Origin of the sequence: Rhizobium sp. FY34 (assembly GCF_005222845.1) — a bacterium.
Classification (GTDB): Bacteria; Pseudomonadota; Alphaproteobacteria; order Rhizobiales; family Rhizobiaceae; genus Neorhizobium.
In genome coordinates, this window is record NZ_STFZ01000008.1 from 99851 (window position 1) to 113791 (window position 13941).

Here is a 13941-nt window from a genome sequence, read left to right on the forward strand (position 1 = left end):
TTGACATTGCGGTGTAAAACCGTGAAGCCGGGCGCTAAATCAAAGACAATGGCGACAAACGACATGGCAACGACACCGACACCCGAGGAAAGGCCGCTTTTCGGCCGCCCGTGGACCTTTATCCGCGGCGTACCCTCCCTGCAGTTCCTGCCACCGGAAGGCCCGCTGGAAGTGGCCTTTGCCGGCCGTTCCAATGTCGGCAAGTCATCGCTGATCAATGCGCTGGTCGGCCAAAAGGGTCTTGCACGCACGTCCAACACGCCGGGCCGTACGCAAGAGCTTAACTATTTCGTGCCGGAGGGCTATTCCGGCGGGGCCGGCGACATGCCGCCAATGGCGCTGGTCGACATGCCCGGCTACGGCTATGCACAGGCGCCGAAGGACCATGTGGAAGCCTGGACAAAGCTGGTATTCGATTATCTGCGCGGTCGCGCGACGCTAAAGCGCGTCTATGTGCTGATCGACAGCCGTCACGGCATCAAGAAGAATGATGACGACGTGCTGGACCTGCTCGACAAGGCGGCCGTTTCCTACCAGATCGTGCTGACCAAGACCGACAAGATCAAGCCGCCGGCCGTCGTGAAGCTCTTGGCCGACACGCGCGAAAAGATCCGCAAGCGGCCTGCCGCTTATCCGGACGTTCTCTCCACGTCTTCGGAAAAGTTCGAAGGACTGGATGAGTTGCGCCGCGCCATCTGCGAGACGGTCGGCCGGTCGGCCTGAGACCGTCTCACGGGATACGGGTCTCTCCGGAGACAAGAAGTGCGCCCGTCGGCTGTCCAGCCGGCGAGCCACCGAGAGGTTCCAGGCTGACGGCAAGCGTGGCGTTTCCATCCTGTAGCCTGGCGCGCTGGGCTTGCGGCACCACAAGCGCGCCCGCGCCCTCAGCCGTTTGCGGCAGGACGCCGAGCGATATCGCCGGATCGCTGCCGCGCATCAGCCAGACTTCAAGGGACTGCTGACCGGAGGCACTATTGGCGAAGGGTGCTAGTTGCAGTATGCCGCTTTTCGCATCATAGCGGGCAATAAGGCCAAGCGCGCTGTTTCCGTCACCCTTCATGCTGGCAAGCACGGGCGCTCCTGCCCGGCTGACCGTCGTCCGTTCCGCATTCAGGATCGTGCCCACGAGCAGGAAGATCGAACCCAGCGCAAGGCCGCGCCAGAAGGCGACCGACGCCCAGAGAGAGCTGATCAGCCGGACATTGCCGGAACGGGCCGGAAGTGCCAAGGGCCGGGTATCCCGGCGTGGCAAAGCGAAATCCGATGAGACAATCGTGGTATATTCATCGTCCAGCGTGCCGAGATTTTCCTGCCAGCGCGCAACGATGGCGGCAAAGGCCTTGTCGGTGCGAAGACGCGCTTCGACCCTGGCGCGCGCCTCACTTGAGAGCACGCCCAGCACATATTCGCCGGCAAGTACTTCGTCGCGGGGGCGGTCCCCTTCGCTCTGGTCTGGCCTTGTCATCGATCCATGCACTTTCTCGATTTCAGAAGGCTTCGTCGAAACCCGATCCCGACAGTTCTGCTGGCCCTGTTCGGCAATCTTGCGACGGCACGATCCAACAGGTGCCGATCGCCAGGCCCAGGGAAAGTTCAGAATCCTTGTCTTGGGCGCAGCTGTCAATGTGGGTTTGCTTAACAAAGACCCGCCATGCACTATCCATAGCACAGACTGAGACAATTGCGCTTTCTGGTTTTGGTTACGGGCATTTGTTGCCTTCAGATTATTTCCTCCGTCAAAAACATGGGGTACAAGGCCGCACCGCAGGTTCCAGAGGTGTAGTGATGTCCCCTTCCGAAAGTGAGATGCAGGCCCGTCTTCTGGCGCAGGCCCTGCCCTTCATGCAGCGTTACGAGAACAAGACCATCGTCGTGAAATATGGCGGCCACGCCATGGGCGATTCCGCGCTCGGAAAGGCCTTTGCCGAGGATATCGCACTCTTGAAGCAATCAGGCGTCAATCCGATCGTCGTGCATGGTGGCGGGCCGCAGATCGGTGCCATGCTGACCAAGATGGGCATCGAATCGAAGTTCGAGGGCGGCCTGCGCGTCACCGACCAGAAGACGGTCGAGATCGTCGAAATGGTTCTGGCCGGTTCGATCAACAAGGAAATCGTCGCGCTCATCAACCAGACGGGCGAATGGGCCATTGGCCTTTGCGGCAAGGATGGCAACATGGTGTTTGCCGAAAAGGCCCGCAAGACCGTCATCGATCCGGACAGCCATATCGAACGCGTGCTCGATCTCGGCTTTGTCGGCGAAGTGGTGGAAGTCGACCGGACCCTGCTTGATCTGCTTGCCAAGTCGGAAATGATCCCGGTGATTGCCCCCGTTGCTCCGGGCCGTGACGGTGCGACCTACAATATCAATGCCGATACCTTTGCTGGCGCGATTGCCGGTGCACTTCGGGCAGACCGCCTGCTTTTCCTCACCGATGTTCCCGGCGTTCTCGACAAGGACAAGAACCTCATCAAGGAACTTTCGGTCTCCCAGGCGCAGGCTCTGATCAAGGATGGCACGATTTCCGGCGGCATGATCCCCAAGGTCGAGACCTGCATCGAGGCGATCAAGGCCGGTGTGCAGGGCGTCGTCATCCTGAACGGCAAGACATCGCATGCCGTGCTTCTGGAGATCTTCACCGAAGGTGGTGCCGGAACACTGATCGTTCCCTGATCAGGAGCGGGTCACAAGCGCCAGGATGCATGCAACGATCAGCAGGCATCCGGCCACTTCCAGCCGGTTGATCTTTTCCTTGAACAGAAAGACCGAGGCCATGAAGGTGAAGACAAGCTCGATCTGGCCGAGCGCCCGCACATAGGCCACCTGTTGCAGTGTCATGGCGGTGAACCAACCGGCCGAGCCGACCACGCCCGCCAGTCCCACCAGCGACGAGGTACGCCAGGAGCGGACAACTTTGCCGATCTCGCTTCTGTCGGTCGCCAGCATCCAGACCAGCATATACAGCGTCTGGAAACCGGTCACGCAGGCCAGCGTGAAAGCCGCCTGCATGACTGCATTCGGACCATCCAGCGAGAGCGAGGCCGAGCGATAGGCAACCGCGGAAATACCGAACACGCCGCCCGACGCAATGCCGATCAGCGCCGTGCGGCTGGCCAAAGCGCGCAAGAGACCGGAGGGCGACAGCGGCGAGCGGGCCACCGAGATGATCATCACCCCGACAATGCCGGTGAGGATTGCCAGCACTGTGCCTAGGCTCAGCGTTTCACCCAGAATGAGAAGGCCAAACAGCGCCGCCTGCATGGGTTCGGTCTTCGAATAGGCCGTGCCGACGGTGAAATTGCGCAGTGAAAACAGATAGACCAGCATCATGGTCGCATAGATCTGCGCCAGCCCGCCAATGATGACCCAGAAGGCAAAGCCAAGGTTCAGGCCCGGCAGGCGATAGCCGCCGATCACATGCAGTGCGAGCACATAGAGAACCGCCACGGGCAAGCCGTAGCCGAAGCGCACGAAGCTTGCGCCGCGTGTGCCAAGCGAGCCCTGCAGATGCTTCTGAAGCACAGACCGCAGGTTTTGCAGGAAGGCGGCGGCAATGGTGATGGGGATCCAGAGTTCCATGCATGGCGGCTATCACGCCCTTTCCGGCCCGCCAAGCCAGACGCAAGCCTGTACGGTACGCCGCACTTTCTTTTCGCGCCGGCCCGGTGCATAAAGCGCGCATGCCACAGCTCGATAACACGCCCGATCCCGCCGCCTTTGCGCATATCCGTGACTGGGTCTTCGACCTCGACAACACGCTCTATCCGCATCACATCAACCTGTTTTCGCAGATCGACCGCAATATGACGGATTTCGTCGCGGAACTGCTGCAGATGGAGCGGGAAGAGGCGCGCGCGCTGCAAAAGCGCTATTACCATGAGCATGGCACGACGCTGAAAGGCCTGATGATGCATCATGGCATCGATCCGAACGCCTTTCTGGAACGGGCGCATGCTATCGATTACTCGGCGCTGCTGCCGCATCCGGATCTGGGAGATGCGATCAAGGCGCTGCCCGGCCGCAAGTTCATCTTCACCAATGGCACTGTGTCACATGCCAAAGCCGCCGCCCGTGCGCTGGGCATTCTGGATCATTTCGACGATATTTTCGATATCGTGGCAGCTGATTATGTGCCAAAGCCTGCCGGCGAGACCTATGACAAGTTTGCAAGCCTGAACCGCATCGATACGCGCCATGCCGCCATGTTCGAGGATCTACCGCGCAATCTCGTGGTTCCGCGTGCGCTAGGCATGAAAACGGTGTTGCTCGTGCCGCGTAATCTTGGTGATTTCATCATAGAGCGCTGGGAACAAGCCGAAGACGATGATCCGAATGTCGATCATATGACCGATGACCTGACGAGCTTCCTGCAAGCCATTCTGGCCCGTTAGATTACCAAAGCTTCATGGAGGTTACGGATGTTTAAGTGGTCCTGCGGGCCACGGCGCCCTACCTTGTCCCTATACCAATAACGGACAAGGAAACATTCCATGACGATCAAGACCTATGCTCTCGCAGCGCTGGGCGCGACGCTTCTGCTTGGCGCCGCAGCCCCCGCAAGCTTTGCTGCCTCCGGTCGTCCTGGCCATGACGGTCCCGGCCGCGGCGGCCCTGAACGCGCCATGATGCAGGATGTGATGTTTGTGCGCCTGCTGAAAAATGCCGACGCCAACAAGGACGGCAAGATTTCCAAGGAAGAAGTCGCCGCCTGGCAGGAGAGCCTGTTTGCGCAGGCCGACACCAACAAGGATGGCACGCTGACGCCCGGCGAAATGCGCGAATTCCGCCAGGCCCGCATGGAAGCCTGGCGTGAAAGCCGCAAGGCAGAGCGCGCCGAAAACGGCAACATGCCCGGTGATATGGACATGGCAGACGGTACGGCCCCACCGGCCGGCGGCCCCAAGGACAAGCCCGGTCACCATGAAATGGCCGATGGCGAAGGCGGCCCCGGCCGTCACCACGGCGACGGCCCTCGCCATGGCATGCGCGACGGCATGGGCCAGCGCGGCATGATGCCCGGCATTGCCATGGTGCGCATGGCCGATACCGACGAGAACGGCCAGATCAGCCGCGCCGAGGCAACCGCTGCCGTGGACAAGATGTTTGCCCGCATGGACCGCAACAAGGACGGCGTGATTTCCATCGACGACATGCCCGACAGCCCGATGTAAGCGGTCCGCCCACTGCTGACACGGGATGGAAGCCCGCTCCTGACGCCTCAGGGGCGGGCTTCTTCCAGTTCATAGAAGTCGGCAATCACCTTCCAGGCCTCCTCGGCCGTCTCCACGAAGGTGATCAGTTCCATGTCTTCCGGCGCGATCGTGCCGAAATCGGCCAGCGCCTGAAAATCGATGATCGTGTTCCAGAACTTTTCGGCAAACAGGATCAGCGGAATGCGCGCCATGCGCCGCGTCTGGATCAGCGTCACGGCCTCGAACAGCTCGTCCAGCGTGCCGAAACCACCCGGAAACACGGCAATCGCCCGCGCCCGCATGAGGAAATGCATCTTGCGGATGGCGAAATAGTGGAAGTTGAAGCTGAGCGCCGGCGTTACATAGGGGTTGGGCGCCTGCTCATGCGGCAGGAGAATGTTGAGGCCAATGGTGGGCGCGCCGGCTTCGGATGCGCCGCGGTTTCCGGCCTCCATCACACCCGGCCCGCCACCGGTGATGACGACGAATTCCTGATGATCGTGATGCGCCGATTCTTTGGCGCAGAGCGCTGCGAACTTGCGGGCTTCTTCGTAATAGACAGAGGCTTCCGTCAGGTTCTTGCGCTGAACCTCATTGCGCGCCGCCCAGGGATCCGCGCCGGGGGCCGGGATGCGGGCGCCGCCGAACAGAACGACGGTGGACTGGATGCCCATTTCGGCAAGCATCATTTCCGGCTTCAACAATTCCAGCTGCAGGCGAACCGGGCGAAGTTCGTCGCGGCAGAGAAAATCCTCGTCCGTATAGGCAAGCCTATAGGAGGGCGATACCGATTGCGGGGTCTTGGGAATGGAGCGAGCCCGCAGCTTGTCGACGGAACTGTCCTTCAGCGGATCGAACACCCCGCCCGCGCGTCTCAACCGGTCCTGCTTGCCTGTCGCCATGGTCTTGTCCTTCGTGGTCATATCGCCGATGCCTAATTTTAGGACCGAAGTGTTTACGGAAGTGTGCGGTTGCGCCGCTACAGCCGATCCTGGCTCCAAATCGCATTGACGCTTGAGTGGCGGTCGCTTAGAGCAAAAGGCACTGTTTTGCCAGTCGGCAGAGCGCTTCCCCTCATCACGTTCCGTTTGACATCCAAGGAATTCCCATGACCAGCCCCGAAGCCAAGGATTTCTCCTCCCTCGAAGCGACGATCGAAAAAGCCTTCGATAATCGGGACAGTGTCACCATCGGCACGAAGGGCGAAATCCGCGATGCCGTCGAGGAGGCGCTGAACCTTCTGGATGCCGGCACGCTGCGCGTTGCGGCACGTGGTGAGGATGGCCAGTGGACAGTGCACCAGTGGCTGAAGAAGGCGGTTCTTCTCTCCTTCCGTCTCAACGACATGGAAGTGGTCAAGGGCGGCCCCGGCGCCTCCACCTGGTGGGACAAGGTGCCCTCCAAGTTCGAAGGCTGGGGCGAAAACCAGTTTCGCGCCGCCGGCTTCCGCGCCGTGCCGAATGCCGTCGTGCGCCGCTCGGCCTATGTTTCCAAGGGCGTGGTGCTGATGCCCTCCTTCGTCAATCTGGGCGCCTATGTCGGTGAAAACACCATGGTCGACACCTGGGCGACGGTTGGCTCCTGCGCGCAGATCGGCGCCAATGTGCATCTCTCCGGCGGCGTCGGCATTGGTGGCGTTCTGGAGCCGCTGCAGGCCGGCCCTACCATCATCGAGGACAATTGCTTCATCGGCGCCCGTTCGGAAGTCGTTGAAGGCTGCATCATCCGCGAAGGATCGGTGCTCGGCATGGGTGTCTATATCGGCAAGTCGACCAAGATCGTCGATCGCGCCACCGGCGAAGTCATGTATGGTGAAGTGCCGCCCTATTCCGTGGTCGTTGCCGGCTCCATGCCGTCGGGCACGGGCACCATGGGCAATGGCCTGCCCGCACCGCATCTCTATTGCGCCGTAATCGTCAAGCGCGTCGATGAAAAGACCCGCTCCAAGACCGGCATCAACGAGCTGCTGCGCGACTGACCGGAAAGCTTTACCGATGGCCGCGACAGATCCCGTCGAAAACCTTGGCACGCTGATCCGCTGCCCTTCCGTCACCCCTGCGGAAGGCGGCGCGCTTTCGGTGCTTGAAGCCATGCTGTCACCGCTCGGCTTTGCCGTCGAGCGCCTCACGGCATCGGAAGCCGGCACGCCGGATATCGAAAACCTCTATGCGCGGCTGGGCCAAACCGGGCCGCATCTGATGTTTGCCGGTCATACGGACGTGGTCCCCGTGGGGGACATCGCCGCCTGGACGCATGCACCTTTTGCCGCCGACATTGCCGGGGGCATGATGTATGGCCGCGGCGCCGTCGATATGAAGGGCGGCATCGCCTGTTTTGCTGCAGCCATTGCCCGCCATATCGAAAAGCATGGCGCACCGCAGGGTTCGATCTCCTTCCTCATCACCGGCGACGAGGAAGGCCCGGCCATCAATGGCACGGTCAAGCTTCTGGAATGGGCAGCGGCGAAAGGCGAGCGCTGGGATGCCTGCCTTGTCGGCGAGCCGACAAACCCGGACCAGTTGGGTGACATGATCAAGATTGGCCGGCGCGGCTCGATCTCCGGTTTCGTCACCGTTCACGGCGTGCAGGGCCATGTTGCCTATCCGCATCTTGCCGACAATCCGCTGCGCGCTGCCGCCGTGATTGCCCAGGCGCTGATGCATCCGCCGCTCGATGCCGGCACCGAGAATTTTCCGCCGACGAACCTCGAAGTCACGACGATCGACACGGGCAATACGGCCACCAATGTCATTCCGGCCAAGGTGACGCTCGCCTTCAACGTCCGTTTCAACGATCTGTGGAGCGTAGAGAGCCTGCAGGCCGAACTGATCCGCCGGCTGGATGCCGCCTGCGCCGACGGGACCTTGAGGCCGGGACGCGCTCCGCTCCGCTACGATCTTCGCTGGTCGGAACGGCCAAGCCAGGTTTTCCTGACAAAAAACGATGCGCTCGTCTCGTCCCTGTCTGGCGCGATCGAGACCGTGACCGGGAACACACCGAAGCTATCGACCACCGGCGGCACATCCGATGCGCGCTTCATCAAGGATTACTGCCCCGTGGTGGAATTTGGCCTTGTTGGCCAGACCATGCATATGGTGGATGAACGGGTGGCCGTGGCTGATCTGGAAACCCTGACCGAAATCTATGGTCTTTTCCTCGCGCGCTGGTTTGAGAATGCCGCGTCTGCTTGACCTGCGCCACCAGATGACCGGCCTGTGGCTGCTGGTCCAGGGCGATGCGCGCGGGCTTTCCCATTTCGATATTTCCGACGATGGCGTGATCCGCTCCTTCTGGGCCTGGGTCTATTGCCTACCGCCACTTGTCTTCTACGCCATTCTGCGCCGCATCGAATTCCTGCAGGTGCTGCCCGATCCGGGGCGCTACAGCCTCACCTATGGCTTGCAGGTGATGGTCGTGGAAACCGCCGGCTGGACAGCCAGCATCCTGGCCGTGGTGGTGTTTGGGTTTCTTCTCGGCATTCGCCCGCTTGTGCGCACGCTGGTCGTGGCGCTGAACTGGGCAGCGGTTCCAGCCCTATGGGTCAGTTACGGCCCGCTGTTTGCCCTTGTGATGCTGCCCGGCCAATCCACCCTTCTCTGGCTGTTGCAGATGAGTGCGCTTCTGGCCTCAATCGTGCTGGTGGTGGCGCTATCCTGGCGCATGCTGCACACGGTGATTGGCGGAAACTGGCTGCGTCGTGCCGCCTATTTGCTTCTCATCTGCCTGCCGCCGCTCTATACCATGCACAGTCTTGAGCGATCGATGGGACTTGTCCTTCCCTGAGATCGATCCCACGTCAGGCTGCGTTCGCAGCATCCCACCGAGGCCTGTCCCTTGCCGCCCATTTCTGAAGTGAAGCTCTATCTGTTCGGCCTCTGGCTGCTGGTCAAAGGCGACCGCTCCGGCCTCCAGTATCTCGACATCACCGACCGGGGCATGATGCGGTCCTTCTGGGCGATTGCCTGGTGCATTCCGGCCATCGGCTTCTCGTGGATCTGGTGGCGGCTCGCCTATCTGGATGGGCTGCCGCCCGGCCAGTCGCTCGGTGGCATCTTTTTTGTCCGCATGGCCATGCTGGAGACGGCCAACTGGCTGCTACCGCTGGTTCTGGCCGGAACGCTGTGCCTGCTGTTGGGCATCGGGCGTCATTTCCCGGCCATCGTCTTTACCGCCAACTGGCTTTCGCTGCCGTTTTCTTACTTCTACGGCCTCTTGAGCGTGCTGCTCATTCTCCTGCCGTCTGCCACCGGCCTTGTCGCGCTCGTCTGGCTGGCCGCCATTGTGGCACTCATCGTCTCGCTATCGCGCATCTTCAGGATCTTCCTGGGCGAACAGAGGCTGTTGATCTCCACCCTCACCATGGTGCTGATCGTGCCGTCACTCCTCATCGCCGACGTGCTGGAGCGCTTTCTCGGCGTCTATCCCGGCTGATCCGGCATCGGCCGGATAATCCACCTGCATGAAGTAGAGCCCTTCTGGCGGCGCAACCGGCCCGCAGGCGGAGCGCCTGCGCGCCTCCAGTGCCACGCGCACATCATCCGCCGTCATCTTGCCCTCGCCGGCCATTTTCAGCGTGCCGGCAAAGGAGCGGATCTGGTTGTGCAGAAAGCTTTGGGCAGAGGCGCGGATTTCAATGAGGTTGCCGCTGCGCGTCACATCCAGCCGGTCGAGCGTGCGCACGGGGTTCTTCGCCTGGCAATGCACAGAGCGGAAGGTGGTGAAATCATGATGGCCGACAAGCATCTGGGCGGCCTCGTGCATGGCCTCATGGTCAAGATCCTTCGACACCCACCAGGCGCGCTTGGCCTCGATGGCCAGCTGTGATTTGCGCGAGATGATCCGGTAAAGATAATGACGGCGCAGCGCCGAAAAGCGGGCATCAAAGCCCTCCGACACACGCTCCACCTCAACCACAGACACCGTTTCACCGCCCGTCATCAGATAGGCATTGACGGCATTGCGCAGCTTGTGGGGCTCCCATGCGCGCGTCAGATCGACATGCACGACCTGACCCAGCGCATGCACGCCCGAATCCGTGCGGCCTGCCGCGCGGATCTTGACCGTCTCGCGTGTCAACAACAGGATCGCATCCTCCAGCGCCGATTGTACCGAGCGTCCGTTTTCCTGCCTTTGCCAACCGACATAGGGCGTGCCGTCATATTCGACGGTCATCTTGAAACGCGGCATCAGGCGGGCTCCGCACCGGTGGGAAGCCTGGTTCCGGCCGGCAGTGGCGTGCCGCGCAGGAAGTCCACCGCGGCAAGCGGCTTGCCCCCCGCCTTTTGCAGGCGCGTGAGGCGCAGGGCACCCGCGCCGCAGGCAATCGTCAGCTGATCATCCAGCACGGTTCCGGGCTCGCCTGTCCCCTCGCCCATCACGCTCGCCAAAACCTTGATACGCTCCAGCTTGCCATTGACTTGCGCCTCGAACCAGGCGCCGGGAAAGGGAGAAAGCCCGCGAATATGGTTGTGCACGTCCGGCGCCGGCCTTGAAAAGTCAATGCGCGTTTCGCCCTTGTCGATCTTGGCGGCATAGAGCACGCCCTCTTCCGGCTGCGGGGTGAGCGGCAGATCCTGCATTTCAAGCTTTGCCATGGCCTCCACCATGGCGCGCGCGCCGACCTGCATCAACTCATCGTGCAATTCGCCAGCCGTTATGTTTTGTCCGATAGAGACCTCTGCCGTCAGCGCGACGGGGCCGGTATCGAGCCCCTTTTCCATCTGCATCACCATCATGCCGGTCTTTTCATCGCCGGCCATGATGGCCCGCTGGATGGGGGCTGCACCGCGCCAGCGCGGCAGAAGCGAGGCGTGGCCATTATAGCAGCCGAGCCTTGTGCCCTGAAGCACGTCCACCGGCAAAAGCAGGCCATAGGCCACCACCACTGCGACATCGGCCTCCAGCGCCTTGAAGCGGGCGCGTTCTTGCGGGTCCTTGAAATTGAGCGGTGTTGCAACGGGCACGCCCAGAAGCTCGGCTGCCTGATGCACCGGCGATTTCTGCAGATCGAGCCCGCGCCGCCCGCCGGGGCGCGGCGGCTGCGTATAGACCGCCACGATCTCGTGGCCAGCTTCGGCCAGAGCCCGGAGCGTGGCGACGGAAAATTCGGGCGTGCCCATGAAAATGATGCGGAGTGCCATTCGACCTGTCCTGTTCGTCAGCCGTCTTCAAACGGGTTCACGAGGTGAAGATCAAGCCCCTCGAAGTCTTTTGTGTTGCGCGTGGCGAGTGTCGCGCCGTGCGTCAGGCAGATTGCGGCGATCATGGCGTCTTTTGTTTCGATTTGCCGGCCAATGGAATAGCGATGCGCAGAAATGACGCCGTAGCGGTGCGCCGCTGGCGCCGAGAACGGCAATGTTCGGTCCTGAAACTCTGCCTCCAGTAAACCGTAGGTTTCCATCAGCTTCGTCTTGCGCGCGCCTTGCGGCAACAGGCACAGACCATATTGCGTTTCGGCAATGGTAATCGTCGTCAGAAACACGTCGGAGATTGCAAATCCGTCGAGCCATCGCATCAGTTTATCGCTGTAGAGACGACCTCGCAGCTCTGAAAAAACGTTCGTATCGAGGACGATCATTCCCGAAACCGTGGCGGCGGCCGATCCGGTGCATACCGGGCAGCGTCGATTGCGGCGATTTCCTCATCAGTCCAACTCGCCTCATTGGACATGAGAGACCGCAGGCGATGTCCTGCCCGCTCCGGGCTGGACGGCGCAAGGTCTCTAAGTTCCCGATGAAGGATCGCTGTCACCTCTTCCGAAACGCTGCGGCCCGATCGCTCGGCACGTTCGGTCAGGCTCTGGCGGATGGCGTCGGGAATATTGCGGATCAGCAGGTCACCCATGGGTATTCCTCCTCGATAACATCTCTATCATAGGAGCCGGGCGGGCCGTGTTCAAGCAGGATCAGTCTGCCTTGCCCTTGGCCGCCTTGGTAAACCGCTTGATGACCATCTCGCGCTTGAGGCGGGAAATGTAATCGATGAACAGGACCCCGTTCAAATGGTCGATCTCGTGCTGCAGGCAAGTGGCGAGAAGGCCATCGGCCTCCAGCAGGTGTTCCTTGCCATCGCGGCCGATATGCCGGACGGTGACGGCGGCGGGACGTTCCACTTCGGCATAATAGTCCGGGATCGACAGACAGCCTTCCTCATAGACCGAGCGCTCATCCGAAGACTGCAGGATTTCCGGATTGATGATGACGAGCGGCGTCTTCTCGTCACCCTCGCGCGATACATCGACGACGAGAATACGGCGCGCCACGCCGATCTGGATGCCGGCAAGGCCAATGCCCGGCGCCTCATACATGGTTTCCAGCATGTCGTCGGCAAGTTTCAGCACGTCGGCATCGACGCGCTCGATGGGCGCGGATACCTGACGCAGAACGGGATCGGGAAGTATGATGAGAGGCTTGATGGTCATAATTTTTCCCATAGCCCAGTTTTTGCAGGGATGAAACCGGTCAAAGCGCAGGAATTACGGGGAATCTGCACAATGTTCCCGTTTTGATCTTCCGTTAGCCGAAGTTCTCCGCTAGCCTTTGGCCATGCAGAACCCGTTTCTTTCCCTCAACGACCAGGCGCTTTCGCTTCTCGATGGCGCAAACCCGCTGCTGCTTGTCCTCGGTTTCGGCCTGCTCGTGCTGGTCTGGCTTGTCCAGCGGCGTGCAGCAAGCCGGCAGAGGGCCGAAGCCGATATGCGTTTTTCCGAGCTTCTGCGCGCGCAGGCCGAAATGCAGGGACGGGTTTCGGCCATGACGGACGCAATGGGCAGCCGGCAGGCGGAGCTGAACCGCGCCATCAACCAGCGGCTGGATGGCATGTCGCACCGGCTGGGCTCAAGCATCACCGAGCAGACGAAATCGACGCATGACAACCTTCGCAAGCTGCAGGAGCGGCTCGCCGTGATCGATGCGGCGCAGAACAATATCCAGACGCTGGCAAAGGATGTCGTCGGCCTTCAGGCCATTTTATCGAACAAGCAGACACGCGGCGCTTTCGGCCAGGGCCGCATGGAAACCATCGTTGCCGACGGACTGCCGCAGGGCGCCTATGGCTTCCAGACGACATTGTCGAACGGGTTGCGGCCAGATTGCACCATCACCATGCCGAATGGCGCACCGCCGCTGGTGATCGATGCCAAATTTCCGTTGGAGGCATGGCATGCCTTTCGTGACGCGACGCAGCCGGAGGCGCGCAAGGCGGGCTCCCAGCAGTTCCGCCGCGATCTGGAAGTGCATATCAAGGATATTGCCGACAAATACCTCATTTCCGGCGAAACACAGGATACGGCCTTCCTTTTCGTGCCGTCGGAATCGATCTTTGCCGAAATCCACGAGCATTTCGGCGCCTCCATCGAGAAGGCGCAGCGGCTGCGCATCGTTATCGTATCGCCATCACTGCTGATGCTGTCGATCCAGGTCCTGCAAGCGCTCCTGAAGGACCAGCGCACCCGCGAACAGGCGCATCTGATCCAGGCCGAGGTGGCGCTGTTGATGGACGATCTCCTGCGGCTGGATGAGCGGACGCGCAAGCTGCAGGCGCATTTCCAGTCGGCGCAGAAGGATGTGGAGCAAATCCTCACCTCGTCGGACAAGCTGGCGCGACGCGGAGCCCGCATCGGCGCGCTCGAACTGGAACAGGTGCCGCCACCCCTTGCCGAAACGCGACCGGAACGCAGCATCGAGAGCCGAACAGGCCTTCTGAAGCTGAGGGTGGTTGACGAGGATTGATCCGGTCGGGCAGTGTCCGC

The 13941-nt window shown here is 61.3% G+C and carries 17 protein-coding genes; 9 read left to right on the top strand and 8 right to left on the bottom strand.

The features are described from left to right. Positions 1-63 precede the first annotated feature (63 nt). A complete protein-coding gene (yihA, locus tag E8M77_RS06650; RefSeq protein ID WP_137129840.1) occupies positions 64-723 on the top strand; it encodes a ribosome biogenesis GTP-binding protein YihA/YsxC in 660 nt (219 codons plus the stop codon). A gap of 7 nt (positions 724-730) precedes the next feature. Here yihA and E8M77_RS06655 read toward each other — a convergent pair whose 3' ends face one another. After that, positions 731-1465, bottom strand: a complete 735-nt coding sequence (locus E8M77_RS06655) for an anti-sigma factor (protein WP_137129841.1) — start codon at positions 1463-1465, stop codon at positions 731-733. Between the two features lie 320 nt (positions 1466-1785). Between E8M77_RS06655 and argB the strand changes: the two genes are divergently transcribed. Further along, positions 1786-2673, top strand: coding sequence for an acetylglutamate kinase (gene argB, locus E8M77_RS06660; RefSeq protein WP_137129842.1), 888 nt, complete (start codon positions 1786-1788; stop codon positions 2671-2673). On the opposite strand, the gene E8M77_RS06665 is transcribed toward argB, so the two are convergent. After that, positions 2674-3579 carry a DMT family transporter gene (locus E8M77_RS06665; RefSeq protein ID WP_137129843.1) on the bottom strand — a complete coding sequence of 302 codons (906 nt, stop codon included), beginning with the start codon at positions 3577-3579 and terminating at the stop codon, positions 2674-2676. A 101-nt stretch (positions 3580-3680) separates the two neighbouring features. Between E8M77_RS06665 and E8M77_RS06670 the strand changes: the two genes are divergently transcribed. Together E8M77_RS06670 and E8M77_RS06675 are read left to right on the top strand one after the other, a co-directional pair. After that, positions 3681-4391 (top strand): pyrimidine 5'-nucleotidase, encoded by a 711-nt coding sequence (locus E8M77_RS06670; protein ID WP_137129844.1) that lies wholly within the window; start codon positions 3681-3683, stop codon positions 4389-4391. Between the two features lie 99 nt (positions 4392-4490). Further along, entirely contained in the window at positions 4491-5171 is a 681-nt protein-coding gene (locus E8M77_RS06675; RefSeq protein ID WP_137129845.1) for a hypothetical protein, read from the top strand. A 47-nt stretch (positions 5172-5218) separates the two neighbouring features. Here the strand turns inward: E8M77_RS06675 and E8M77_RS06680 are convergent, their stop codons facing one another. Next, positions 5219-6094: an LOG family protein gene (locus E8M77_RS06680; RefSeq protein WP_137129945.1), complete on the bottom strand. Its 876-nt coding sequence runs from the start codon at positions 6092-6094 to the stop codon at positions 5219-5221. 206 nt (positions 6095-6300) lie between these two features. Between E8M77_RS06680 and dapD the strand changes: the two genes are divergently transcribed. Genes dapD through E8M77_RS06700 form a run of 4 tightly spaced genes read left to right on the top strand, consistent with a single transcriptional unit; the run spans position 6301 to position 9623 of the window. Beyond that, the gene (gene dapD, locus E8M77_RS06685; protein WP_137129846.1) at positions 6301-7170 is read left to right on the top strand and encodes a 2,3,4,5-tetrahydropyridine-2,6-dicarboxylate N-succinyltransferase; all 870 of its coding nucleotides are present in this window, start codon (positions 6301-6303) and stop codon (positions 7168-7170) included. A 16-nt stretch (positions 7171-7186) separates the two neighbouring features. After that, on the top strand, positions 7187-8383 hold the full coding sequence (gene dapE, locus E8M77_RS06690) for a succinyl-diaminopimelate desuccinylase (protein ID WP_137129847.1): 1197 nt from the start codon (positions 7187-7189) through the stop codon (positions 8381-8383). Beyond that, a complete protein-coding gene (locus E8M77_RS06695; RefSeq protein ID WP_137129848.1) occupies positions 8367-8975 on the top strand; it encodes a hypothetical protein in 609 nt (202 codons plus the stop codon). Before dapE ends, E8M77_RS06695 begins: the two co-directional genes overlap by 17 nt. Before the next feature lie 51 nt (positions 8976-9026). Then, on the top strand, positions 9027-9623 hold the full coding sequence (locus E8M77_RS06700) for a hypothetical protein (protein ID WP_137129849.1): 597 nt from the start codon (positions 9027-9029) through the stop codon (positions 9621-9623). Here the strand turns inward: E8M77_RS06700 and truA are convergent. From truA to def, 5 genes are all read right to left on the bottom strand, one after another. Then, positions 9570-10379: a tRNA pseudouridine(38-40) synthase TruA gene (truA, locus tag E8M77_RS06705; RefSeq protein ID WP_137129850.1), complete on the bottom strand. Its 810-nt coding sequence runs from the start codon at positions 10377-10379 to the stop codon at positions 9570-9572. The two genes, E8M77_RS06700 and truA, sit on opposite strands and share 54 nt — an antisense overlap. Beyond that, a complete protein-coding gene (gene fmt, locus E8M77_RS06710; RefSeq protein ID WP_137129851.1) occupies positions 10379-11332 on the bottom strand; it encodes a methionyl-tRNA formyltransferase in 954 nt (317 codons plus the stop codon). The genes truA and fmt overlap by 1 nt, the downstream gene beginning before the upstream one ends. 17 nt (positions 11333-11349) lie before the next feature. Next, the gene (locus tag E8M77_RS06715; protein ID WP_137129852.1) at positions 11350-11769 is read right to left on the bottom strand and encodes a type II toxin-antitoxin system VapC family toxin; all 420 of its coding nucleotides are present in this window, start codon (positions 11767-11769) and stop codon (positions 11350-11352) included. After that, positions 11766-12035 carry a plasmid stabilization protein gene (locus tag E8M77_RS06720; protein ID WP_137129853.1) on the bottom strand — a complete coding sequence of 90 codons (270 nt, stop codon included), beginning with the start codon at positions 12033-12035 and terminating at the stop codon, positions 11766-11768. Before E8M77_RS06720 ends, E8M77_RS06715 begins: the two co-directional genes overlap by 4 nt. A 61-nt stretch (positions 12036-12096) precedes the next feature. Further along, on the bottom strand, positions 12097-12612 hold the full coding sequence (gene def / locus E8M77_RS06725; protein ID WP_137129854.1) for a peptide deformylase: 516 nt from the start codon (positions 12610-12612) through the stop codon (positions 12097-12099). 274 nt (positions 12613-12886) lie between these two features. Between def and rmuC the strand changes: the two genes are divergently transcribed. After that, complete coding sequence (gene rmuC / locus E8M77_RS06730) at positions 12887-13921, top strand: DNA recombination protein RmuC (RefSeq protein WP_246659163.1); 1035 nt, start codon at positions 12887-12889, stop codon at positions 13919-13921. Positions 13922-13941: the final 20 nt, after the last annotated feature.